This window comes from Croceibacterium mercuriale (assembly GCF_000802385.1).
In the GTDB taxonomy this organism is placed as follows: domain Bacteria; phylum Pseudomonadota; class Alphaproteobacteria; order Sphingomonadales; family Sphingomonadaceae; genus Croceibacterium; species Croceibacterium mercuriale.
In genome coordinates this window covers 954,227-976,690 of record NZ_JTDN01000001.1, presented here as the reverse complement: position 1 = coordinate 976,690, position 22,464 = coordinate 954,227, and the positions used below count along the sequence as shown (strand labels likewise).

General features: G+C 69.0%; 19 protein-coding genes. 7 read left to right on the top strand and 12 right to left on the bottom strand.

What is annotated here, in order from left to right:
• The first annotated feature begins 60 nt into the window (after positions 1 to 60).
• The 3 genes from PK98_RS04400 to PK98_RS04390 all read left to right on the top strand — a co-directional run bounded on the left by PK98_RS04400 (position 61) and on the right by PK98_RS04390 (position 1,965).
• Positions 61 to 489 (top strand): hypothetical protein, encoded by a 429-nt coding sequence (locus tag PK98_RS04400; RefSeq protein WP_039094585.1) that lies wholly within the window; start codon positions 61 to 63, stop codon positions 487 to 489.
• Positions 490 to 667: 178 nt separating this feature from the next.
• Positions 668 to 1,480, top strand: a complete 813-nt coding sequence (locus PK98_RS04395; protein ID WP_039094583.1) for a ferredoxin--NADP reductase — start codon at positions 668 to 670, stop codon at positions 1,478 to 1,480.
• 5 nt (positions 1,481 to 1,485) lie between these two features.
• Positions 1,486 to 1,965, top strand: coding sequence for a hypothetical protein (locus PK98_RS04390; protein WP_039094581.1), 480 nt, complete (start codon positions 1,486 to 1,488; stop codon positions 1,963 to 1,965).
• A gap of 68 nt (positions 1,966 to 2,033) precedes the next feature.
• Here the strand turns inward: PK98_RS04390 and trxA are convergent, their stop codons facing one another.
• The 8 genes from trxA to ahcY all read right to left on the bottom strand — a co-directional run bounded on the left by trxA (position 2,034) and on the right by ahcY (position 14,680).
• The gene (gene trxA, locus PK98_RS04385; protein WP_039094579.1) at positions 2,034 to 2,354 is read right to left on the bottom strand and encodes a thioredoxin; all 321 of its coding nucleotides are present in this window, start codon (positions 2,352 to 2,354) and stop codon (positions 2,034 to 2,036) included.
• A 66-nt stretch (positions 2,355 to 2,420) separates the two neighbouring features.
• The gene (gene addA / locus PK98_RS04380) at positions 2,421 to 5,906 is read right to left on the bottom strand and encodes a double-strand break repair helicase AddA (RefSeq protein WP_039094577.1); all 3,486 of its coding nucleotides are present in this window, start codon (positions 5,904 to 5,906) and stop codon (positions 2,421 to 2,423) included.
• On the bottom strand, positions 5,888 to 8,890 hold the full coding sequence (gene addB / locus PK98_RS04375; RefSeq protein ID WP_052208018.1) for a double-strand break repair protein AddB: 3,003 nt from the start codon (positions 8,888 to 8,890) through the stop codon (positions 5,888 to 5,890). The genes addA and addB overlap by 19 nt, the downstream gene beginning before the upstream one ends.
• Positions 8,891 to 8,895: 5 nt before the next feature.
• Positions 8,896 to 9,636, bottom strand: a complete 741-nt coding sequence (locus PK98_RS04370) for a nucleotidyltransferase family protein (protein ID WP_039094575.1) — start codon at positions 9,634 to 9,636, stop codon at positions 8,896 to 8,898.
• Positions 9,633 to 10,613: an aminoglycoside phosphotransferase family protein gene (locus tag PK98_RS04365; RefSeq protein WP_039094573.1), complete on the bottom strand. Its 981-nt coding sequence runs from the start codon at positions 10,611 to 10,613 to the stop codon at positions 9,633 to 9,635. Before PK98_RS04365 ends, PK98_RS04370 begins: the two co-directional genes overlap by 4 nt.
• On the bottom strand, positions 10,610 to 11,059 hold the full coding sequence (gene tsaE, locus PK98_RS04360; RefSeq protein WP_039094571.1) for a tRNA (adenosine(37)-N6)-threonylcarbamoyltransferase complex ATPase subunit type 1 TsaE: 450 nt from the start codon (positions 11,057 to 11,059) through the stop codon (positions 10,610 to 10,612). Before tsaE ends, PK98_RS04365 begins: the two co-directional genes overlap by 4 nt.
• Positions 11,056 to 13,221: a PAS-domain containing protein gene (locus PK98_RS04355; RefSeq protein WP_039094569.1), complete on the bottom strand. Its 2,166-nt coding sequence runs from the start codon at positions 13,219 to 13,221 to the stop codon at positions 11,056 to 11,058. Before PK98_RS04355 ends, tsaE begins: the two co-directional genes overlap by 4 nt.
• Positions 13,222 to 13,270: 49 nt before the next feature.
• On the bottom strand, positions 13,271 to 14,680 hold the full coding sequence (ahcY, locus tag PK98_RS04350) for an adenosylhomocysteinase (RefSeq protein WP_407637614.1): 1,410 nt from the start codon (positions 14,678 to 14,680) through the stop codon (positions 13,271 to 13,273).
• A gap of 173 nt (positions 14,681 to 14,853) precedes the next feature.
• Between ahcY and PK98_RS04345 the strand changes: the two genes are divergently transcribed.
• A complete protein-coding gene (locus PK98_RS04345) occupies positions 14,854 to 15,333 on the top strand; it encodes a peroxiredoxin (protein ID WP_039094567.1) in 480 nt (159 codons plus the stop codon).
• Between the two features lie 44 nt (positions 15,334 to 15,377).
• Here PK98_RS04345 and PK98_RS04340 read toward each other — a convergent pair whose 3' ends face one another.
• The gene (locus tag PK98_RS04340) at positions 15,378 to 16,664 is read right to left on the bottom strand and encodes a DUF2264 domain-containing protein (RefSeq protein WP_039094565.1); all 1,287 of its coding nucleotides are present in this window, start codon (positions 16,662 to 16,664) and stop codon (positions 15,378 to 15,380) included.
• Between the two features lie 69 nt (positions 16,665 to 16,733).
• The gene (locus tag PK98_RS04335) at positions 16,734 to 17,336 is read right to left on the bottom strand and encodes an alpha-ketoglutarate-dependent dioxygenase AlkB (protein WP_235425393.1); all 603 of its coding nucleotides are present in this window, start codon (positions 17,334 to 17,336) and stop codon (positions 16,734 to 16,736) included.
• 90 nt (positions 17,337 to 17,426) lie between these two features.
• On the opposite strand from PK98_RS04335, the gene PK98_RS04330 reads away from it, so the two are divergent.
• Genes PK98_RS04330 through PK98_RS04320 form a run of 3 tightly spaced genes read left to right on the top strand, consistent with a single transcriptional unit; the run spans position 17,427 to position 20,728 of the window.
• Positions 17,427 to 19,268: an ABC-F family ATP-binding cassette domain-containing protein gene (locus tag PK98_RS04330; protein ID WP_039094561.1), complete on the top strand. Its 1,842-nt coding sequence runs from the start codon at positions 17,427 to 17,429 to the stop codon at positions 19,266 to 19,268.
• A 45-nt stretch (positions 19,269 to 19,313) separates the two neighbouring features.
• A complete protein-coding gene (locus PK98_RS04325) occupies positions 19,314 to 19,580 on the top strand; it encodes a hypothetical protein (RefSeq protein WP_039094559.1) in 267 nt (88 codons plus the stop codon).
• On the top strand, positions 19,580 to 20,728 hold the full coding sequence (locus tag PK98_RS04320; protein WP_039094557.1) for a cupin domain-containing protein: 1,149 nt from the start codon (positions 19,580 to 19,582) through the stop codon (positions 20,726 to 20,728). Before PK98_RS04325 ends, PK98_RS04320 begins: the two co-directional genes overlap by 1 nt.
• A 1-nt stretch (position 20,729) precedes the next feature.
• Here the strand turns inward: PK98_RS04320 and PK98_RS04315 are convergent, their stop codons facing one another.
• Positions 20,730 to 21,290 (bottom strand): pseudouridine synthase, encoded by a 561-nt coding sequence (locus PK98_RS04315; RefSeq protein WP_039094555.1) that lies wholly within the window; start codon positions 21,288 to 21,290, stop codon positions 20,730 to 20,732.
• Positions 21,268 to 22,353, bottom strand: a complete 1,086-nt coding sequence (locus PK98_RS04310; protein WP_161792399.1) for a LacI family DNA-binding transcriptional regulator — start codon at positions 22,351 to 22,353, stop codon at positions 21,268 to 21,270. The genes PK98_RS04315 and PK98_RS04310 overlap by 23 nt, the downstream gene beginning before the upstream one ends.
• Positions 22,354 to 22,464 lie beyond the last annotated feature (111 nt).

Genomic DNA, 22,464 nt, shown 5'->3' with positions numbered 1-22,464 from the left:
TGCTGGCGCAGGCGCTGCGGGATCGAGGAACCCGGACCGGCAGACGGCAGGTGCGGGCTGATGTATGACTTCATCGATCGCCCGCTGGTGCGACAGGATCGCAACGTGCAGCTGTTTGTCTGGTCCATGCGGCAATGGGCCAGTGCCGCGCTGGACGGGCGTTGCGTCTGCCGGTTGGTGTCCTGCGCCTTTCGCTCCGCGGAACTGAAGGACGCGGTCGAGCCGCTGCACCAGGCGATGCACGCGTTATGCCATCACGGTCATACCTCGATGCGCTTCGGCGCGGTGCAGCGTTCCGCCATCACGGAACATGAGGCGATCCTGCTTTCCGCGCTGATTGCCGCCGGCAATGGACAGCATCGCACGCTCGACACGATCTGCACGGCGCTGGTGACGTCAGAGGCGGCACCCGTGCTGTCGGCGAGCCTGCAGGCGCTGTCCGGCGCCTTTGCCGATGCGGAACTCGGCTTCGCGACCGTGAATGGCTGAGCCGCGCCTGCCACATCGCAGTCAGGATTGTGCATCCGCCGGCCGCTCCCCACCTAGCCGATGCCTTGCGCCAGCCTGCATTGCGGCTATTTGCGCGGGACCTGTGATGCGCGGCGCCGGATGATCGGTCCGGCGGACAGCCGCGTGGCCGTGACGGCGTGAATGATATGGGGAATGCATGAACGATCTGGTTAGCAATGGCATGGTGCTGGAGCCTACCGCAGCGCTGAGCGTGGAGACGGTCACCTGGGTCCATCACTGGTCCGACGGGCTGTTCAGCTTCCGCCTGACGCGCGATGCGAGCTTCCGCTTCCGTTCGGGCGAGTTCGTCATGATCGGCCTGCCATCCGACAAGAAGCCGCTGCTGCGCGCCTACTCCGTCGCCAGCGCCTCCTATGACGAAGAGATCGAATTCCTGTCGATCGCCGTCCAGGAAGGGCCGTTGACGTCGCGCCTGCAGCACATCCAAGCGGGCGATCAGGTCTATGTCGGCAAGAAGCCGACGGGCACGCTGGTGACCGACGCGCTGAAGCCGGGCAAGCGGCTGTTCATGCTCTCCACCGGCACTGGCCTGGCCCCGTTCATGAGCCTGGCCCGCGACCCGGACGTGTACGACATGTTCGAGGAAATCGTGGTCGTCCATTCGGTGCGCAAGGTCGGCGACCTGGCCTATCGCGAATTCCTGGAAAGCAAGCTGACGGGCGATCCGCTGGTGGAAGACGAGGCCGCGCGCCAGTTCCACTACGTGCCCACCGTCACGCGGGAGGAGTTCCACACGACCGGCCGGATCGACGCGCTCATCGACGATGGTACCCTGTTCAAGGGCCTGTCCGGGCCGGCGACCTTCGACCCGGAAAGCGACCGCATCATGCTGTGCGGTTCCATGGCGATGATCAAGGATCTGGCGGCCAAGCTGGAGACCTTCGGCCTGGTCGAAGGTGCGAACAACAAGCCCGGCGACTACGTGATCGAACGGGCCTTTGTGGGGTAACATGCATGGATGCCGGCGCCATCGCTGACGGGCAGCCCGGCTGCGGCGAACAGACGCTGGTTGCGCTGTTTCGCCTGTGGCAGCGGCACCGGGGCGATGGCGTCAATCCGCTGCCGGCGATGGCCGCACTGGCTACGCTGCATGGCATGCCGGCGGATGGCAGCGTCCAGCTGGCAGTTGCCTGCGACAGCTTTCTGGCCCTGACGGAGGCGTGTCTCGACCGCCCGCTGCAGCCCGGCATCGATGCGGCAGGCTCGGTCGACGAGCGCGCGCTCCTGGTCACATTGAGGCAGATGCCGGTGCTCGAAGCGATCGGACCCAGTCTGGCTCTACCGCACGGCCTGCCCGGCGCACTGCAATGGGCTGCCTTTGCGGTGCTGCGGTGGGTAGATGTGAGCACGGACGACCAGCCGGAACTGCGGGTTCTGCTTGCCTGTCCGTATGCGGCCGAAGGGTCGATCGAAGAACCTGCGCCACAACTCTGAGGCGTGTTTTACAGTCGTGAAATGTTCACAGATGTGAAAAGGGGAGCCGGCTGGCTCCCCTCTTGCTCTCAGATCTCGCTTTCGATCCAGCTCTTCAGCTGACTCTTGGGCGCCGCGCCCAGCTTCTGGGCGACCGGCTCGCCATCCTTGAACAGGATCATCAGCGGGATCGACTGCACGCCCATGCGGCCGGCGACCTCCGGATTGTCCATGATGTCCATCTTGGCGATGGTCACGCGGCCGTCCAGTTCGTCGCTGATCTCTTCCAGCGCAGGAGCGATCATCTTGCAGGGTCCACACCAATCGGCCCAGAAATCCACCAGCACCGGCACATCGGAATCGAGGACGTCGGTCTGGAAGCTGGTGTCGGTAACGGTCTTGGTGGCCATGAAAGGATGCTCCTGTCTATCGTTGGAAGGTGATGTAGGCGCGCATGGGCGGCAGGCAAGCGGCCATCAGGCCAAGCTTTCCTTCGTTGCAGGCAATGTTCCCGCCGACGCGACCGGGTCCAGCGCGTAGAGCACGGGCACCTGGGTGTAGAGGACGGCCGCCTCGACCCGGCGACCCGGGTAGATCTCCGCCAGCGCGGCCACATAGGCCGCCATCTGACGCCGCGTTGCCGCGGGGATCGCGGCGGCGCTGGCAGGCGGGCGGCGGGCGGTCTTGAAGTCGGCCACCAGCACCCGGGTCGGCGTGACCAGCAGGCGATCGGCGGTGCCGGCGATCACCTGGCCATCCACCGTCGCCGCCAATGGCACCTCCGCCAGCGCATCGGGGCCGAACAGCTCCGCCCAGGCGGGTTCCGCCAGCACGGCCAAGGTCGTGGCCAGCATCTCGTGCTGCATCTCCGCCGGCAGATCGGCGGCATGGCGCGCCAGCCACCGGGCGCCCTGCTCTGCCCGCATGGCGACCGGCACCGCCGGCAGACGTTCCAGCAGGCGATGGATCACCACGCCGCGCCGGGCGGCGAAGCTGGGCTGGCCGGGCGGCAAGGGCGGGTCGGCACCTTCCTCGCTGCCGGCGGCAGAGGGTGCCAGCGGACGGGGCGGACGCGGCTCCGTACCGACGGCGCGCAGTGCCCATTGCGGCGGCATGAAGGGCATCGGCAGCTCGGCCTGCCGACGTTGCAGGCTGCGCGGCGCCTCGGGCGGATCGCCCCAGTCACGCCGGCCACCCCAGACCGGATCCGCCGTCTCGTCGCCGAACATCAGCGGCGACAGGCGGGCATACCAGCTGTCCGCCGCCGGCTCCGTCTCCCGCTTGCCCAGAGCGCCACCGATGAACAGCGCCTCTTCCGCACGGGTCATCGCGACATAGAGCAGGCGCCAGTGCTCCTCCCGCTCCTCGGCGCGGGCCTGCGCCTCGGCGGCGGCGATGCGGCCGACCTTCAGCTCTTTCGGCGGATCGGGCAGCGGGATGGCCCGTGTCAACCCACCACCGGGTACCTGCTCTGGCAGGACCAGGTCCCGCATCGGGCTGGCATCCGGGTTGCCCGTCGCATCGGCCAGGATCACGATCGGTGCCTGCAGCCCCTTGGACCCGTGCACCGTCATCACCCGCACCAGCCCGCCGGAACCGGCCTGATCGCGCTTCAGCTCCCCCTCGCCCGCATCGAACCAGCGCAGGAACGCGGTGAGACCCGGCACCTGCGTGGCGGAAAAGGCCAGCGCGGCATTCAGCAGCTCGTCGATCGGATCGTTCGCCTCCTGCCCCAGCCGGGCGACCAGCCGCGCCCGGCCCTGCCACGGACCCAGCAGCAGCCAGTGCAGCAGGACATGCGGCGGTTCGAAATCGGCGCGCGCAAGGAGCGCCTCCAGCTGCACGCGCAAGGCCAGCACATCGGGATGGTCGGACCGACGCAGATGGTCCCACAGCGAGCCCTTGCTGTCGCCCCGCCAGCCATGCTGCAGCAGCTGTTCCTGGCTCCAGCCCACCAGCGGGCTGACCAGCAGGCAGGCGAGGCTGAGATCGTCCAGCGGCTGCGTGGCAAAGCGCAAGGCGGCCAGCAGGTCCTTCACCGCCAGCGGCGCGCCCAGCCGCAGCCGGTCCACGCCCGCGACCGGGACGCCGGCCGCATGCAGGCGCGCCACGATCAGCCCCGCCAGCTCGCGCCGCTTGCGCACCAGCACCATGAAGTCGCCCGGCCCGGCCATGCGCGGCGTGCCCTTCACCAGCGGGTAGAGGCCGATCATCGCCTTGATCTGCGCGGCGATCCGGTCGGCCATGCGGCGCTCCGGCGCGGAGAGCCAGCCTTCGCCGCCCTCGCCTTCCTCGTCCGGCTCCTCGTCCTCGCCGGGTTGCGCGATCACCGGACGCCACAGCGTCACCATGCCGGCGCGCTCGTCCCCCACATGCGGCGTCGGCGGACGATCGAGGCCCATGCTCTCGTGCCCGATCAGGCCGATCGCGGCATCCACGAAGTCCAGCACCGGCTGCGCGGTGCGATAGGACCGGCCGAGCCCGAGTTCGACCAGTTCGCGCGCGTCGATCCGTTCGGGCAGCAGGCGGACATTGTCGACCCGGTCGAGCATGGCCCGGGCAAAGCGGTTCTTCGCCTCCCGGAAGTTCTCGGGACTGGTGCCCTGGAAGCGGAAGATCGCCTGCTTGTAGTCCCCGACGACGAAGATGGTGCGCAGCTTGTTGTCATGCTGCCCCTGCCCCGCGAAGAAATCTTCCGTCAGCGCGCCGATGATGGACCACTGGCTGCTGTTGGTATCCTGCGCCTCGTCCACCAGGATGTGATCGAACCGGCGATCGAGCTTGTAGCGGATCCATTCGCCCATGCTCTCCACCGTCAGCAGCGCGGCGGCGCGGCGGATCAGGTCGTCGAACTCGATCAGCCCTTCCCGCATCTTGGCGGCATCCCACGCGAGCGCAAACCGGCGGCCGAGCGACAGTGCCGGCACCAGCATGTCCGCCAGTTGCAGCAGCGCGGCGCGTTCCTGCACCCGCTCGATGCTCGCCAGCACGCGCGCTGCGGTGGCTTCGTAATTCGCGTCGAGCCTCTCCAGCGACTTCAGGGAACGAGGCTTGCCATCCTTGGTGAACAGCGCGGCTTTCAGCGCCTCGAAGCCCTCTGCCCGCGCCGCGCCATCGCCGCCCTGCCACAAGGTGATGGCGTCGACGCATTTCAGCCCGGTCGCTGCGCCCCAGCTGCGATTTACCTCCAGGCAGCGCTGCAGGGCAGCGCAATCGAACAGTCCATCCGCGCACAGTTCGGCCACGCTTTCCGGTCCGGCACCGGCCGGCAGACCCAGCGCCTGATCGATCCGCGTACGCAACGGCTCCTGCCAGGCGCCCGGTCCCCACCACAGGTCACGCGCGGCGGCGCAGCGCATCAGCCAGCTGCGGGCCTTGTCCGGCCCCAGCCGCAGCGACAGGGCCTCCAGCGCGCCAACCGGCTCGGCATCGCCAGACGCCTGCCATTGACCCAGCAGGTCGGCCAGCACCTGCCGGCCCAGCAGGTCGCGATCGCGATCCTCCATCGGCTGCGTGCCAGGGGCCATCTCCGCCTCTTCCGGAAAGGCACCCAGCAGCCACTGTGAAAAGGCGTGGATCGTATCGATGCGGAGGCCACCGCCCGGCGAGTCCAGTACCGCCGCGAAGCGGGTGCGGGCGCGGTCGCGGGTGGCATCGTCCGTCGGGGCGCCGATCGCCTCCAGGTCGCCGAACAGCACCGTCTCCTCCAGCCGCACCCAGCGGGCGAGCACGGCATTGACCCGCTCCGCCATTTCGGCCGCCCCGGCCTTGGTGAAGGTGAGGCACAGGATCTGTTCGGGGCTGACATCGGGCTGCAGCAGCAGCCGCAGCACGCGGGCGGACAGGACCTGCGTCTTGCCCGTGCCGGCACTGGCGCTCAGCCACACGCTGTCCGCCGGGTTGACCGCGCGCGCCTGTTCGCCGCGCAGGGGATGGACCTTGCTCACAGCTCTCCCATCCATTCGTCCAGCCGCATCAGCTGGTCATAGGTGGCATAGCCCGGCGCATCGGGGTTGAGCCGCGCCGTGAAAGGTTCGTCGCCCAGGATCCAGCGGCTCAGCGCCTCGTGTAGGTAGCGTTCCGCTTCGGGCAGGAAGTCGTCCGGCGGGATGCCGCTGCGCTTGGACCCGACCAGCAAGGGCGTGACCACCGCACCGAAGCCTGTCTCGCTGGTCCGGGCCTTGGCCATCGTCCAGTATTCGAACGCGGTCGGCTCACCCTGCAGATCCGGAAAGCCGCCGGCCCGTGCCATCAGCCCCAGCGTGCCCAGCTGCAGGGCATAGCCGGCCTCGACCTCCCTGCCGCTGGGCGGCTGGCCGGTCTTGTAGTCGATGATCGCCAGCTCCCCGCCGGGGAGGCGGTCGATCCGGTCGACCTTGCCGAAGATGGTGACGCCGCGCACCGCCATTTCGCCCCACTCCTCGAACAGGATCGGCGCGCGTTCCGGGTGGCGGGCGATCTCGGCCCCGGCCCATTCCAGCGCCTTCAGCAGCCGGGGCCGCCATAACGCCAGCATCAGCGGGTGCTGACCCATGCGCGCCAGTTCCGCCTCCGCCACCTGCGGCAACGGATTGCCGCTCCTGTGCCATGCCTCCAGGATCGCGTGAGCCGCCGTGCCACGCCAGGCGGCGTCGGGTTCGGCATCCAGCGGTTGCAGCTCCTTCAGCCGCAGGATGGAGGAGGCGTAGAACTGGTATGGGTCGGACCGCAGGCGATCCAGCGCGGTCACGCTGATCCGCACCTGCCGCTGTTCGGGTGATGGCCGGGGCTGGGGACGCGGATGCGGCGGCTTCTGGCCGGTCTGGTCCAGCTTTCGGGCCAGTTCGGGGATGCGCAGCTCGTGATGCCGGGGCAGCAGGTCCTCACCCAGCAGCGCCTGCACGCGCAGCCAGAAGCGGCTGGCGATGGCCGGCCCGCCGGCATCCCGTTCCGCGCGGCTCAGTACCACCTCGGGCGCGCCCAGTGCCCCGGCAAGATCATGCGCGGCCAGACCGATGCGGAAGTCCGCGCCCGGCACACCCAGCGCACGCAGCACGGCGGGTGCCAGCAGCGGGTCGGTGGAGGGCGTGGCCGGCCAGACACCTTCGTTCAGCCCGGCGCAGATGACCAGGTCCGCCCGGCCCATGCGTGATTCCAGCAGGCCGTAGATGGTGACACGCGGGTGCCCGCCATAGGCTGGCCGCACCGCCACCCGCTCCATCGCCTCCCGCAGCACGGCAGGCAGTTCGGCGGCATCCAGCACCGTGCCGACCACGCGGGCCTGCCCGCGCAGATCCTCCACGAATGCCGCCAGTGCGCGCCCGTCCTCCCGGCCCCACAGCGTCTCACCGGCCAGCGTCTCGCCTGCGCCGATCAGGCGGTCGAGCAGGTCCGCCAGCGGTGCCGACCCCGGCTGCACCAATGGTGTCAGCATTGGCTCCAGTTCCGCCCACCAGCGGTCGAGCCGTGCCTCTTCGGCTACGGCTCCGATGGCATCCAGCCCCGGCGCACGGCGCGGACCCCGCAGTGCCAAATCCAGCCGGCGTACCCGCTCCAGCCATTTCGCCCGTGTCGCGGGATCACCGGCCCGGACCAGCGGATGCTGCAGCAGCCCGATCAGCGGCACGGGCGCGGCACTCTCCGCGCCGACCTGCGCCAGCAGCAGGAACAATCGGCCGGCGGCGGTCTGCGGCAGCGGCCGGCCCGCGGAATCGTCGGCTTGGATGTCCCAGCGGCGCAGATGATCCACCACCCGCCCGGCCAGTCCGCGATCGGGCGTGACCACCGCCACGCGCCGGGCCGGTACCTCCAGCGCCTCGCGCACCAGCAGGGCGATGGCCTGCGCCTCCTCTTCCGGATGCGCGGTCTGCATCAGCCGCACGCCGGCCATGCGGCGCTTTTCCGGCAGCAGGTCGATCCAGCCCCGGCTGGCCGACGGCGGCAGGAACAGGCTGCTGAGCGCCTGGCTGCGCGCCGGAGGTGCCGCGCCCAGGCCGGCGCGGTGCCAGGGCTGCACCTCTTCCCGGCCCACGCCCATGCGATTCAGCAGCAGCTTCAGGTGATATTGCGGGTGCGTCACCGCGTCACCCCGCGCCATCGGCGGCTGAACGTCGGGTGCACCGGCATGTCCCAGCTCGTCCCACACATGGTCCGCGAGTGCGAGATCGAAGTCGGGCAGCACCACGCTGCCCTGCGGCAATTCGCTCACCACGCGCAGCAGCCGCGCCAGCGCCGGCGCCGCGCTGGTCACGCCCGCCGCCACGATCGGCGTTACCGGCGGATTGCTGCGCCAGCTGTGCGCGGCGTGGCGGAACAGCAGGTTGCGGCGGGTGGCGGCATCCACCTGGCCGCGCTCGTCCAGCTCGAACCGCCACATCTGCTGCACGCGGGCGAACAGCGCCAGGCTCTTGCGCCAATGCTCCGCCAGGTCGCCCAGCGTATCGAGCACCAGGTCACCCAGCAGCTCCTCCGGCGCGATCTCCTCTACCAGCAGGCGGTCCATCGTGCGCGCGGTTTCATGCGCCAGCCGCAACAGCGCGGCGCCGGGCAGGCCAGGCCGCTCGCCCGCGATCAGTTCGGCAATGCGCAGCCAGCGGAACGTGGGATCGGCGGCCGGCGGGATGTCCGCATCCGCCGCCAGCGGATCGAGCAATGGCCCGAGCGCCTCGTCCAGATCGAGATCGCCGACCACCACCATGCGTGGCAGCAGCAGCCCGGCGCGGCGTTGTCCGTCAGGCCCCTTGCGGCCGCCATGTTCGCCAAAATGACGGATGAACGCCTCCGTCACGGTGCGGATGGCGCGGGTGCTGGGCAGCAGCAGGGTCAGCCGGGCCAGGCCCAGCTCCGCATCGGCGTAGCGCGGCACCAGGCCGGCCACCAGCGCATCGGCAAAGCCGCGGTGGGCGGCAATGGCATGGACGCGCGGCGCAGTGCGGCTGGGCGCACCACCCGGGCTGGCCTGGTCCAAGGCGGTCAGCCGCCCGCCAGGATCGCTTCGGTCGGCGCGATCGCCTGCGGTGTGCCGACCTCGAACCACTCGCCGGCGAAGGCCATGCCGAACAGGCGCCCGTCCTTGATGGCGCGATCCCACAGCAGGTTCGTGGAAAACGCCCCGCCGGGCGCGTCGCGCAGCAGGCGCTTGGACACCAGCTGCACGCCGGTGAACACGAAGGGGGCAACCCGCGCGGCCCGGCGACGGCTGAGCCGGCCAAGCCCGTCCATGTGGAAATCCCCGGTGCCAACGAAATTGTGCGTGCGGGCGTGGCCGGTCACCAGCAGCAGCGCATCCATCCGTTCCGGATCCCAGGCGCGCGACAGTTCGTGGAAGGCGTCATACGGCCCGTCCAGCCAGATGTTATCGCTGTTCATGCAGAAGAACGGATCGGGCAGCAGCCCGGCCGCATGGGCCAGCCCGCCGCCGGTTTCCAGCAGTTCGGCCCGCTCGTCGGAGATCACCACCTGCGGTGCGGTGCGAGACTTCACATGGGCCTCGATCGCGTCGGCCAGATAGTGCACGTTCACCACGGCGCGCGCGATGCCCGCGGCGGTGAGCCGGTCCAGCGCATGATCCAGCAGCGGCTTGCCGGCCACACGCACCATCGGCTTGGGCTGGCTGATCGTCAGCGGCCGCATCCGCTTGCCCAGCCCGGCGGCCAGCACCATGCAGGTGTCGGATGCCAAGGTCGGCAGCAGTCCCGTTACCGGCGCATTCATTGCAGTTCCCCGCCTTCGGTGTCGCGTATTTCCTGCGGTATGTTGGCCGCGAACCAGGCGGCGACCGGCGCCAGCGCGGGATGGTCCAGATCACGCTCCAGCGCGGCCCAGACCCGCGGGATGAAGGCGAGGTATCGCGCCTTGCCGTCACGCTTCCACAGGCGGGCGAAGATGCCCACGATCTTGGCATTCCGCTGCGCACCCAGCCGGGCATAGTCGGCACGGAAGGCGTCATCTGCGTTGGCCGCGGCGCAGTAGCGATCCAGCATCGCCGCCTCCAGCGCGGGCGGGACATCGCGGCGGGCATCCTGCAGCAGCGATACCAGGTCGTAGGCACGATGGCCGACCAGCGCGTCCTGGAAGTCGATCAGCCCCTGCGCGCCGCCGTCCAGCAGCATGATGTTTTCGGCGTGATAGTCGCGCAGCACGGTGACGCCGGGCGCCTGCCGGGCCAGCAGCGGCTCCAGCACCTGCTCCCAGGCGGCGTGCCAGCCTTCGGTATCTACGGTCAGGCCCATCGCCGGGCAGTACCATTCCACGAACAGCGCCGCCTCCCGCTGGTAGACGGTCAGGTCGTATGGCGAGAACGGGCCGGCCGGCTGCCGGTGCAAGGCCACCAGCGTGTCGATCGCCGCGGCATAGACATCGCTTTCGTCCTGCACGTGATCGTCCAGCCAGTCGCGCATCCGCGCCTCGCCGAAATCCTCCAGCAGCACCAGCCCCTGCTCCGCCCGGGCGGCCAGGATGCGGGGCGCGCGCTGCCCGTGTTCCGTCAGCCACCCGGCGACATGCAGGAACGGGCCCGGGTCCTCGTGCGGCGGCGGCGCGTCCATCAGCATGGCGGTGCGGCCGTCACCGGCACGAATGCGGAAGTAGCGGCGGAAACTGGCATCGCCGGCCAGCGGCTCCACCGCCGCGCCGGACCAGCCGGCGTCAGCAAGAAAATCGTCGAGGCCCGCAGGCAGAGCATCATTCATGGGGCACGGCCATGCCAATCCGCGCCCGGTTCCACAATCGCCCTTCTTGCCTCACCCACTGTTTCGAGCCGGATGGACAGGCACGCAGGTTCATGCGTGAAGCCGCCGGCATGGTCGGGCCATTCGGCGATCAGCGCCGCGCCGGTGCGGTAATCGTCCAGCCCGATCTCCGCCGCCTCGTCGGGCGAGCGCAGGCGATAGAAGTCGGCGTGCACCAGCGGCAGCCGGACATTCGGCGGATCGTATGTCTCGACGATGGTGAAGGTCGGTGACGGCACCTCCCCCAGATGGCCGGCGGCCGCGATGATCGCGCGCGCCAGCGTGGTCTTGCCGGCGCCCAGCCCACCTGTCAGCGCCACCACGTCATCCGCCCGCAACACCGCCGCGATCCGCTGGCCGAGCGCGCGGGTGGCGGCTTCGTCCGGCAGGTCGATCGTGCGGGTCATGGCAGTACGATGCTGGCGATCGTACCGCGCACGCCATCCGATCGCAGGCGCAACTGGCCGTCCTGCGCCTCCACCAGCAGGCGCGCGCGGGACAGCGCCCGGCCGGCTTCGCTACGCGCAGGCGCGCTGCCCAGTGCTTCTTCCATCACGCCCGGGGATAGCGGCACACCGTCATGCGCCAGCACGATACGCTCCGGCTTGCGCGATCCGGCCAGGGTCACCTGGATTCGGCCGCCGTCCCGGCAGTCGGTGATCGCGCGCGCCAGCAGGATCGCCAGCGCATCGGCCAGCTGCTGGGGATCGGCCTGCACCTCGCCCGCGCTGCGGTCGCCGCGCAGGTCCAGCTTCAACCCGCGGGCGACGATCGCCTGTTCCTGTGCGCGGACGCCCCCGGTCACGAATGGCAGCAATTCGATAGTCTCGCGGGCGCCGGACATGACCGGGCCGGTCTCCACCTGAACGGCACGGTCGGCCTGTTCCACCAGATCGGCCCGTTCGCGCAGCACATCCTCGCGCAGCTTCTGCCCGGTGACATCGATCGCGGTCAGCAGGCCGTTGCCATCCGGCAGCGGGATCCCGGCAAAGGCCAGGGTACGGCCATCCGCCAGCAGCACCTGCCCGGCCCGCATCCGCCGGTCCAGCGTGGCCGCGCGCACCACATCGGCGATCGCAGCGACCTGCGCCGGGCGGGCCAGACGGTCGGCGATCGCCTGCAGCACGCTGTCGAAGCGCGGCGCCGAGGGATCGGGGCCGATCCCGGCAGGCAGCAGGTCTTCGGGCAGATCCCACAGCAGGCCGAACCGCCGGTTCCACAATTGCAGCCGGCCATCGGGCGCGACCACCGCGACCGCTTCAAACAGGTTGTCGACCATGGCGGTGCGCACACGCAGCAGCGTGTCGCGCGCGGCCAGCACCGCCAGCTGTTCCGACCGGTCCTCCGCCACCAGCACCAGTCCGCCATCGGGCAGCGGCAGGCCGAGCACCTTCAGATGCATGCCGCCCTTCACCGCCCAGTCCGCGCGCATCGGCTCGCCCGCCTGGAACCAGCCGGCCAGTTCGCGGCGGAACGCAGGGAAGTCGCGCATCTCCGGCAGACGGCCGGCGTCGCGCATCCTGTCCAGCACGCGATCCAGCGGCAGGCTGTCCTGCACGGCGGCGACATCCAGCCCGAAGACGCGGGCGAAGGGCTCATTGATGAAGTCGACGCGGCGGGCGGCGGAGAACTGCGCCACGCCCAGCGGCAGATGATCCAGCAACGCGCGCTGGCTGGACTGGAAGGCAGCAAGCTCGCGCGCCAGCAGTTCGCGGTCCTCCACATCCAGCGCGTAGCCGGCGACGTTGCCGGTGGTGCCGATAGGCAGGTCGGTCACCTTCAACGCGCGCCGATCACCGGCGATGGTCGCCTGCACCCGGCGTGAAAGCGGCGCGCCCTTCTCCGCGGCACGGGCGGCGGATGCGCGGGCGTTCATGCCGTCGACCGGCTCGACCAGTTCCAGCCCGCGTTCGATCGCGGTGCCGGCGTCGGGCGCACCCACCGCATCGGCATAGGGCTGGTTGACAAAGCGCAAGGCGCCATCGCCGCCGCGCACCCACATCGGCAGGGGAGCATGCTCCACCAGGCCGACCAGGGCGGCGAAGTCGGCCGAGGCTTCGGCCGCCTGCCGGCGGGCGGCGACCAGTTCGGCGTCGCTGTCGGACACGTCGAACCACCACAGCAGCGCCGTTCCTTCCGGTGCGACGGCCGGGTCGGCCAGCTGCCCCTGCACGGACAGGCTGCGCAAGGTGCCACCGCGGGCCTGCAGCACGAGGGAGAAGGAAGCGGCGCTCTTCTGCGTGCGGCGGACCTGTTCGGCCAGGCTGTCCACATCCGCCGGATTGAGGCCGGTCGCGTGGCGGCCGAATTCCGGCAGATACTCCGGCAGCCGGTCGAGGCCCAGCCAGGAGGCCAGGCGTTCCGGCCCTTCGATCCGGCCGTCCGACCGGACAAGCAGCGGCAGCGCCGGCGCGGTGTCGATCATGCGCGTCAGGCGCCGCACATTGGCGCGTGCGCTGCGTGCCTGCCGTTCGCGCGAGCGGGCCCCCAGCGCAATCCACGCCGCCCCCACGCTCCAGGCGGAGAGCAGCAGGCCGACGAGGACCAGCGCGAGCGGCGACAATTGCATCGGCCGCCAGCGCTATGGGCGCAGGCGGCGCGATGCAAGCGTCACGGACCTAGTAGCGGTAATGGTCCGACTTGAAGGGACCGCTGACCGGCACGCCGATGTAATCGGCCTGCTTCTGGCTGAGCGTGGTCAGCTTCACGCCGAGCTTTTCCAGATGCAGGGCGGCGACCTTCTCGTCCAGGTGCTTGGGCAGGACGTAGACGTCGTTCTTGTACTGCTCCGCCTTCTGGAACAGCTCGATCTGGGCCAGCACCTGGTTGGTGAAGGAGCAGCTCATCACGAAGCTGGGGTGGCCGGTGGCGCAGCCCAGGTTCACCAGGCGGCCCTTGGCCAGCACGATGATCTTCTTGCCGTCGGGGAAGGTGACGACGTCGGTGCCGGGCTTCACTTCCTGCCAGTCGTAATTGTCCAGCGCGCTGATCTGGATCTCACTGTCGAAGTGGCCGATGTTGCAGACGATCGCCATCGGCTTCATCGCCTTCATGTGCTCGGCGGTGATCACGTCCTCGTTGCCGGTGGTGGTGACGAAGATGTCGCAGCGGGTCACCGCTTCTTCCATAGTCACGACCTCGTAGCCTTCCATGGCAGCCTGGAGCGCGCAGATCGGATCGATCTCCGTCACCATCACGCGGGCGCCGCCATTGCGCAGCGAATCGGCGCTGCCCTTGCCGACATCACCGAAGCCGGCGACGCACGCGACCTTGCCGGCCAGCATCACGTCCGTCGCGCGGCGGATCGCGTCGACCAGCGATTCCTTGCAGCCGTACAGGTTGTCGAACTTCGACTTCGTGACGCTGTCGTTCACGTTGATCGCGGGGAACGGCAGGCGCCCCTGCTTGGCCAGCGAATACAGGCGGTGGACACCGGTGGTGGTCTCCTCGCTGACGCCCTTGATCGCCTGCACCGTGCGGGTCAGGTAGCCGGGCCTGGCCTTCAGGAAGGCGTTGAGCGCGCGGACGAACTCGATCTCTTCGGCATTGCTCGGCTCGAACAGGGTCTCGCCCGCTTCGACCCGGGCGCCCCACAGCGCAAACATGGTGGCATCGCCGCCATCGTCCAGGATCAGGTTGCAGGTCAGGTCCTCGTCCGCCTCGCTCGACCAGTCGAAGATGCGGCCGACATAGTCCCAGTAATCGGCCAGGCTCTCGCCCTTGATGGCGAAGATCGGCGTGCCGCCCGCGGCGATCGCGGCAGCGGCGTGGTCCTGCGTCGAATAGATGTTGCAGGTGGCCCAGCGGACCTCCGCACCCAGCGCCGTCAGCGTCTCGATCAGCACGGCGGTCTGGATGGTCATGTGCAGCGAGCCGGTGATACGGGCGCCCTTCAGCGGCTGCTCCGCGCCATATTCCTCGCGCACGGCCATCAGGCCGGGCATCTCGGTCTCGGCGATCTCGATCTCCGCCCGGCCGTAATCGGCGAGGCTGATATCCTTGATGACGTAATCCTGGGTAGGCGCAATGGTGGCCACGTGGACGAACTCCTGCTGAAATGGCTGGGGGCGCTGCCGGGGCTCCACGCGGCGCCGTGGTGCGGAGCCCCTTAGCGCGGTGAGCACACCCTTGCAAACCGCCGGTTGTCTGGCGGGCGTCACCCATTATGTGCGGTCGCAACATCAAAGGAGTTACAATCGTAATGACCATTGCCAAGGGCGATCGCCTGCCAGACGTGAAGCTGACCAAGGTTACGCCGGACGGGCCGGACGCCATCCAATCCGCCGATTACTTCGCCGGCCGCAAGGTCGCGCTGTTCTCCGTCCCCGGCGCGTACACCCCCACCTGCTCCGCCCGGCACCTGCCCGGCTTCGTGGAGAGGGCGGCCGAGCTGAAGGCGAAGGGCGTGGAAGAGATCGCCTGCACCGCGGTGAACGATGCGTTCGTGATGGGCGCATGGAACGAAAGTGCGGGATCGTCCGACATCACCATGCTGGCTGACGGCAATGGCGAGTTTGCCGAGGCGCTGGGTCTGGTCATGGATGGCAGCAAGTTCGGCATGGGCAAGCGCGGGCAGCGCTTCTCCATGATCGTGGACGATGGCGTGGTGACTGAGCTGAACGTGGAACAGCCGGGCGACTTCCAGGTCAGCACCGCGGAGTACATGCTGGGGCAGCTCTGACCGCAGCCTGATCACGGGTCCGGCAGATGCCGGGCCCGCTCTGATCAGTAATCGACGTAATAATCCTTGCGGAAGTCGCCGCCGCCATAGGCCCGGCGCATCGTCCAGGGCAGCGGCTGGTCCGTCCAGTACGCGGCACTGGCCGGCAGACCCATCGCCAGCAGGCTTTCGGACGCGACATACATGCTGCCGGCATTGGAATAGATGTCGCCCAGCGCCGGCTGATGCCGTGCGAAGCCGATCGTCAGAAAGCCGTCGGCATTGAAATTGCTCGGATCGGCGAAGATCCGCCGCTGCGCCGCCATCGTCGCCGCGCGCACCTGACCCGCCGGCAGGCTGTCCGGCAGCTTGCCGAGCCAGGCCAGTTGGCCGAGCGGCTGGTGCACGGCGGTGCGATAGGTCAGTGAGCGCCCGATGGCAGGATATGCGCCATCCGGCCCGATCATCCGTTCCAGGTGCTCGCAATATCGCTGCGCCCGACGGATCGTGAGTTCATGCTGCTCCGCCAGGTTCAGGCCGTTCAGCCGTGCCTTGCCGCTGCCCAGCGTCGCGAGCGCGGACAGGATCTGCACCAGCATCGGCTGGATCACGTAGCTGTTGTAGTAGTCGAAGTGGAACCGGCTGCCATCGCCGTACCAGCCATCACCGACATACCATTCCAGGAACTTGCGGATCGACAGGGTGACCCGCATCGGATCCCAGTCCTCCCCGATCGAGAACAGGAACGCCTCGTTCATGGCGGCGAACAGCAGCCAGTTGGTGTATGGAGGATCGATCTGGCGCAGCGCCTTCATCTCGGCAACAAGGCGTTGTTTCGTGGTGGCGGATAGCGGCTGCCACAAGGCATCGGGCGCACGCAGCAGTGCGCTGGTCAGATAGGCAGAGTCCACCAGCACCTGCCCTTCCCCCTGCCACGTCAGGTAATCCGGGCTGGCGGGATCGACCGCATGATCCAGGCTGCTCAGCGCCTGATCGCGCAGTCTTGCACGCAGGCGGCCTTCGGGCGAGCCATCATCCGGCAAGGCGAGCCAGGGGGCGATCCCATCCAGCAGGCGGCCGAACGCCTCCAGGTAGCTGACGCCGAGATTGCGCCCGTCCCAGGTCGGGCTGACCTCCGGTGTCCACTCCTGCCGCAAACGTCCGCGTGCCATCCTGTCGAGCACGGGCTGCGCCATCCGCTGCAGCAGGTCGAGCGAGAAGGCCCGGTCGGCTGCGCCAGCATGCAGCGGCGCATCGGGCGGGTTGATTTCGGCCCCGGCCGCCACGCCGGCGGCGCCGATCATGGCCGCACCACCCGCGGCACCACCCAGCACCTGACGACGGTCTAACATGGCTGTTCTCTCCCGGCTGTTGCAGGTCGGGCTCTATCAGCCAGCGTGCGCCTGCCAAGAGGATCGCACCTATGGATCGCGTGGCAGGTTCCACCGCGATGACGGCGTGCGAAACGTGACCGACCAGCGGGGCCGGTCCAGCTCAACGATGCTGTGCTCCCACGCGTGGCGCGCTTCTCCGCTGAGATGATAGGCGGCGCGTGGCACCAGCGGAACGGACACCCGCTCGAACCCGCCACCGTCCCTGCGTCTCCGGAACCGCATGTCCGCGTGAGCGCCGAGCGACAGGCCGACCACATGCTCGTAGATCGGCCGGTCGCGGTGCCAGCCGATGCCGGCCCCCGGATCGTAGCGGATCAGCAATGCCTGGATCAGGGTTGCCGGATCGAGGCCGGCGAATGCGGCCATGCGTGCACGGACCGGCAGCAACCAGTCCGGGATCGGTTCGGCACGGGCCACCTGCTGCGTGTCGAAATCATAGTTCCAGCCGAACGAGACGGTCAGCCGCTTGCCCTCCCAGCCCTGGAACCTGAAGGGTGCCAGATCGGTGCCATCGATGCCGGCGATGAGCATGGCCTCTTCCCCGACCGTCACGAGGTCCGCCACCGTATGCAGGCCGGGAAGCAAGGGTGCGCCGAACAGGTCCATCATGCGGCCAAGATCGTGTGGCATGGCCGCGTTTCCAGCCATCGGGCCGGTCGGAATGCGAGAAAATGCTGCGGTGCACTTTGGCAGCAGGCCCAGCCCTGATAGGGGGCGCGCATGATCACGATCAACGACCTCACCGTGCGGCTTGGCGGCAACACGATCCTGGATGGCGCCAGTGCCTCCATCCCGCCCGGTGCGCGGGCCGGCATCGTCGGGCGCAACGGCGCTGGAAAGTCGACCTTGATGAAGGTGCTGATCGGCGAGCTCGATCCCGATGCGGGATCGATCAACGTGCCGCGGCGCGCCCGGCTGGGCTACATCGCGCAGGAGGCGCCCGATGGCGCAGCCACGCCGTTCGACACCGTGCTGGCCGCCGATGTCGAGCGCACCACCCTGCTGGAAGAGGCCGAGACCTGCGAGGATTCCGACCGGCTGGGCGACCTGTATGACCGGCTGCTGGCGATCGACGCCTACACCGCCCCGGCCCGCGCCGGCCGCATCCTGCAGGGTCTGGGTTTCGACGAGGACATGCAGGCGCAGCCGCTGAGCAGCTTTTCCGGCGGGTGGAAGATGCGCGCCGCGCTGGCCGCCCTGCTGTTCTCCGCGCCCGACATCCTGCTGCTGGACGAGCCTTCGAACCACCTGGATCTGGAAGCGACCCTGTGGCTGGAGAACTTCCTGAAGTCCTACCCCGCCACGCTGATCATCATCAGCCACGAACGTGACCTGCTGAACAATGTGGTCGACACGATCCTGCACCTGCAGGGCGGCAAGATCACGCTGTACCCCGGCGGCTATGACGATTTCGAGCGGCAGCGGGCCGAGCGTTCGGCGCATCTGGCGGCGGCTGCGGCATCGCAGGATGCGCAGCGTGCCCGGCTGCAGGACTACGTGGCCCGCAACAGTGCGCGTGCTTCGACCGCCAAGCAGGCGCAGTCCCGCGCCAAGATGCTGGCCAAGATGCAGCCGATCGCCGAGCTGGCCGACGATCCCAGCCTGAGCTTCGACTTCCCCGATCCCAGCGAGCTGCGGCCGCCGCTGATCACGCTGGACTTGGCGGCGGTCGGCTATGGCGAGACGCCGGTGCTGCGGCGGCTGAACCTGCGGATCGATCCTGCCGAGCGGGTCGCGCTGCTGGGCCGCAACGGCAACGGCAAGACCACGCTGGCGCGCCTGCTGGCGGCGCAACTGCCGCCGCTGGAAGGCGCGATGAACGCATCGGGCAAGATGCAGGTCGGGTACTTCACGCAGTATCAGGTGGAGGAGCTGGCATCCGACGACACGCCGCTGGACCATATGACCCGGGCGATGACCGGCAAGACCGCGGGCGCGGTGCGGGCGCAGTTGGGGCGGTTCGGCTTCTCCGGTCATCGGGCGACGCAGCAGGTGGCGAAGCTGTCGGGCGGGGAGCGGGCGCGGCTGGCGCTGGCACTGATCACGCGCGACGCGCCGCACATGCTGATCCTGGACGAGCCGACCAACCACCTCGACGTCGACGCACGCGAGGCACTGGTGCAGGCGCTGAACGCCTACGAAGGTGCGGTCATCCTCATCAGCCATGACCGCCACATGGTGGAGCTGACGGCCGACCGGCTGGTGCTGGTGGATAATGGTACCGCGCAGGAATATGCCGGCAGCATGACCGACTACATCGACTTCGTGCTGGGCCGCAACCAGCCGAAGGCCGAGGGTGGCGCCAAGCCCGCCAAGAAGAGCAAGGCCGATCAGGCCCGCATCCGCGAGCAGGCCAAGGAGGCCAAGCAGCAGATGGCGGAGCAGGAGAAGCGGATGGACCGCCTGCAGAAGCAGATCGCCAGCCTGGACGAGCGGCTGCTGACCGCCGGCGCCAAGGCGGGCGAGCTGGGCAAGGAGCGGGCGACGCTGGCGCGCGAACTGGCCGACATCGAGGCCGGCTGGCTGGAGGCGAGCGAGCGGCTGGAGACGCAGGCGGCCTAGCACCCGCGACCTTGCGTCGGCGCCGCAACAGTCTAGGCCGCGGCGATGGACTTCGACGATCTGCTACTGCGCTACTTCGGCTCCGCCGACCTTGCGTCCGTGCCACCCGGGGCACAGGTCGCGGGGATCGAGAAGATGCAGGTGGACCTCGGCCTGGAGCAGGACCGGGCAAAGCGGTTCGCCCTGTGGTGCGTGCTGCATCTGCTGGATGCCGCGCCCGACCTGGACGTGGCCTTCAAGGATGCGGCTGACCGCGATGCCGCCCGCAACTTCATGGATCTGGTAGCGGCGACCGGGCAGGAGCAGGATTGATGCAGCTGGACCCGACCCGGTTCGACCACGCGGCCTTCCTGCGTGATACCTGGCAGCAGCGCCCGTTGCTGATCCGCAATCCGTGGCGCGGCTGGGCCAACCCGCTGGAGCCGGACGAACTGGCCGGGCTCGCCTGCGAGAGCGAGGTGGAGTCCCGCCTGGTGACCGGCGGCACGGGCGCGTGGCAGATGGAACAGGGCCCCTTGCAGGAGGAGCGGTTCGCCACCTTGGGATCGGCGCCCTGGACCCTTCTGGTACAGGCTGTCGACTACCACGTACCGGCTGTGGCCGCGCTGCTGGAGGCATTCCGCTTCGTCCCCAACTGGCGGGTGGATGACGTGATGGTCAGCTACGCCACGGATGGCGGCGGCGTGGGTCCGCATTTCGACCAGTATGACGTGTTCCTGATCCAGGGTGCCGGACGCCGGCGCTGGCGGATCGGCGGCCGCCATGACGACACGTCTCCGCTGCTGCCCCATGCCGACCTGCGCCTGCTGGCCGGGTTCGAGGTGCAGGAGGAATGGGTGCTGGAGCCTGGCGACATCGTCTATGTGCCGCCCGGTATCGCGCATGACGGGATTGCGGTGGGCGATGATTGCATGACCTACTCCATCGGCTTTCGCGCGCCATCGCGGGCGGAACTGATGGATGGCTGGTCGGAAAGCCTGCTGGACGGGCTGACCGATGATGACCGGTACGCCGACCCGGCCTTGCCGTTGCAGGACAATCCGGGCGAGATCACCCCCGCCGCGCTGGCGCAGCTGCATGCGATGGCGACCGCCGGCCTGCTGGACATGGACGGGTTCGCCCGCTGGTTCGGCCAGCACAGCACCAGACCGAAATATCCGGAGATCGACTGGCAGCCCGAGCAGCGCATGGACCAGAGCGATCTGGCGGAGATGCTTCCCGCCGGCGCACTGGAGCGCAACCCGGCCGCGCGCTTCGCCTTCGTGCGGCAGGGGGAAACGGACGTGCTGCTGTTCGTGAACGGCCGGTGCATCCCGTGCGAAGGCGCCGCTGCGACCTTGGCGGAGCGGATCTGTGGCGAGGATCACCTGCTGGTAGAGCCGGCCGCCATTGCCGATCCGGCCGCGGCAGAGCTGCTGCTGGCGCTGGTCAACGAAGGCGCCGTCGCCTTCGACGGGTAGCTCAGAGGCGTCCGCCCGGTACTGCGATCTCGCGCCATTGACCCGGCGCGATGCCATCCAGCGTCCAGTCGCCGACCGACCAGCGGACCAGCCGCAGGGTCGGATGGCCGATCGCCGCGGTCATGCGCCGGACCTGCCGGTTGCGACCTTCGTGGATGGTCATCGCCAGCCAGCTGTCGGGCACGCTCTTGCGCACGCGGATCGGCGGGTCGCGTGGCCAGAGGGCGGGATCGGCCAGACGATGGATCTCTGCCGGGCGGGTCGGCCCGTCCTTAAGCTGCACGCCACGGGCGAGGTGCTGCAGGGCGGCGGGGTCCGGCTCCCCTTCGACCTGGACCCAGTAAGTCTTGCCCATCTTGAAGCGGGGATCGGCGATGCGCGCCTGCAGCCGCCCATCATCGCACAGCAGCAGCAATCCTTCGCTGTCACGATCCAGCCGCCCGGCCGGGTAGACACCGGGAATGTCGATGAAGTCCGACAGCGTGGATCGCGCGGTTCCGCTGCCGTCGGTGAACTGCGACAACACCCCGAAGGGCTTGTTAAACAGGATCAGGCGCGCCACCCGGCTGCTCTACCGCTGTCATGAGCCCGCTGTCGAGCGGCGCGGTCGATTCCCGCGTCACCAGCTCGAACGGCAGGCAGACGCGATGCGGGGCGTCGCCGGGGGGCTGACCGCCGGACACCGCCTGCAGCACGAGATCGAAGGCGGTGCGCGTGATCATGCGCGCAGGCGCGCGGACGGTGGTCAGGGTAGGCCAGACGGTGGTCGCCAGCACGCTGTCGTCGAAGCCGGCGATCGAAAGGTCGCCCGGCACCGCCAGCCCGCGGCGATGCGCCACCGCAAGCGTCGCGGCGGCCATGTCGTCATTGCTGGCGAAAATGGCACTGGGGCGGTGAGCGGCCCCCAGCAACGCCTCCGCCGCGGCCAGGCCGGACTGGTATGTGTAAAGTCCCTCACCCACCAGCCCCGGCGGAACAGGGATGTCCGCGTCGCGCATGGCCTGATGGTACCCGGCCAGCCGCAGCGTGCTGGAAGCATGATCGGGATGGCCGGTGATGAAGCCGATGCTCCGGTGCCCCAGGTGGAGGAGGTGCTGCGTCATGGCATGAGCCGCCGCCTGATCGTCTATGCCGACGGATACGACTTTGGCATCCGGCCGCACCGATCCGGAAGCCACGATACCCAGCCCCCCTGCCCGCAACAGCGTGACCAGCACCGGATCGTCGGCCAGTGGCGGCGCCAGGATCACGCCGGTGACCCGTCGTTCGACCAGGTCGGCCACCACCTGAGCATCCTGGTCCGTGGCATGGACCTCTCGTACCTCCAGGTTCGCGTGAGCCTTCGCCGCGCGGTCCAGCAGGTGCAGCAGAAACACGCCCAGCGTGCCCGGGTTCGGGAAGCGGTGCAGCAGGGCGATCCGCTGCGGCGCGCCCATGTTCAGCGCCCTGGCCAGCGGATTGGGCGCGAAGTTGAGAGCTGTGATTGCCGCTTCCACCAGCCGGCGTGTTTCCGGGCGCACGGCGCCGTGGCCGTTCACCACGCGTGACACGGTCATGTGCGAAACGCCCGCCGCTCGTGCGACATCCTGCATGGTGGCGACCCGCGCCGCTTTCCTCCCGTCCATCGTGGCGCCGTACATCCTTTCCCGCCGCACGGCATTTGCGAATTGCCACGCCTGCATGTTCACGTTAACATCGTGACAGATCGACACATAGAGGTCGAGTGACAGGAGAGG

Excerpts from the sequence above, each read along its gene's own strand:
- PK98_RS04310 (WP_161792399.1), bottom strand. The coding sequence starts at position 22,353 with ATGGACGGGAGGAAAGCGGCGCGGGTCGCCACCATGCAGGATGTCGCA.
- PK98_RS04335 (WP_235425393.1), bottom strand. The coding sequence starts at position 17,336 with ATGCCACACGATCTTGGCCGCATGATGGACCTGTTCGGCGCACCCTTG.
- PK98_RS04345 (WP_039094567.1), top strand. The coding sequence starts at position 14,854 with ATGACCATTGCCAAGGGCGATCGCCTGCCAGACGTGAAGCTGACCAAG.
- PK98_RS04395 (WP_039094583.1), top strand. The coding sequence starts at position 668 with ATGAACGATCTGGTTAGCAATGGCATGGTGCTGGAGCCTACCGCAGCG.
- tsaE (WP_039094571.1), bottom strand. The coding sequence starts at position 11,059 with ATGACCCGCACGATCGACCTGCCGGACGAAGCCGCCACCCGCGCGCTC.
- PK98_RS04325 (WP_039094559.1), top strand. The coding sequence starts at position 19,314 with ATGGACTTCGACGATCTGCTACTGCGCTACTTCGGCTCCGCCGACCTT.
- addA (WP_039094577.1), bottom strand. The coding sequence starts at position 5,906 with ATGGATGGGAGAGCTGTGAGCAAGGTCCATCCCCTGCGCGGCGAACAG.
- PK98_RS04355 (WP_039094569.1), bottom strand. The coding sequence starts at position 13,221 with ATGCAATTGTCGCCGCTCGCGCTGGTCCTCGTCGGCCTGCTGCTCTCC.
- PK98_RS04330 (WP_039094561.1), top strand. The coding sequence starts at position 17,427 with ATGATCACGATCAACGACCTCACCGTGCGGCTTGGCGGCAACACGATC.
- trxA (WP_039094579.1), bottom strand. The coding sequence starts at position 2,354 with ATGGCCACCAAGACCGTTACCGACACCAGCTTCCAGACCGACGTCCTC.
- PK98_RS04400 (WP_039094585.1), top strand. The coding sequence starts at position 61 with ATGTATGACTTCATCGATCGCCCGCTGGTGCGACAGGATCGCAACGTG.
- PK98_RS04365 (WP_039094573.1), bottom strand. The coding sequence starts at position 10,613 with ATGAATGATGCTCTGCCTGCGGGCCTCGACGATTTTCTTGCTGACGCC.
- PK98_RS04370 (WP_039094575.1), bottom strand. The coding sequence starts at position 9,636 with ATGAATGCGCCGGTAACGGGACTGCTGCCGACCTTGGCATCCGACACC.
- PK98_RS04390 (WP_039094581.1), top strand. The coding sequence starts at position 1,486 with ATGGATGCCGGCGCCATCGCTGACGGGCAGCCCGGCTGCGGCGAACAG.
- PK98_RS04320 (WP_039094557.1), top strand. The coding sequence starts at position 19,580 with ATGCAGCTGGACCCGACCCGGTTCGACCACGCGGCCTTCCTGCGTGAT.
- PK98_RS04340 (WP_039094565.1), bottom strand. The coding sequence starts at position 16,664 with ATGTTAGACCGTCGTCAGGTGCTGGGTGGTGCCGCGGGTGGTGCGGCC.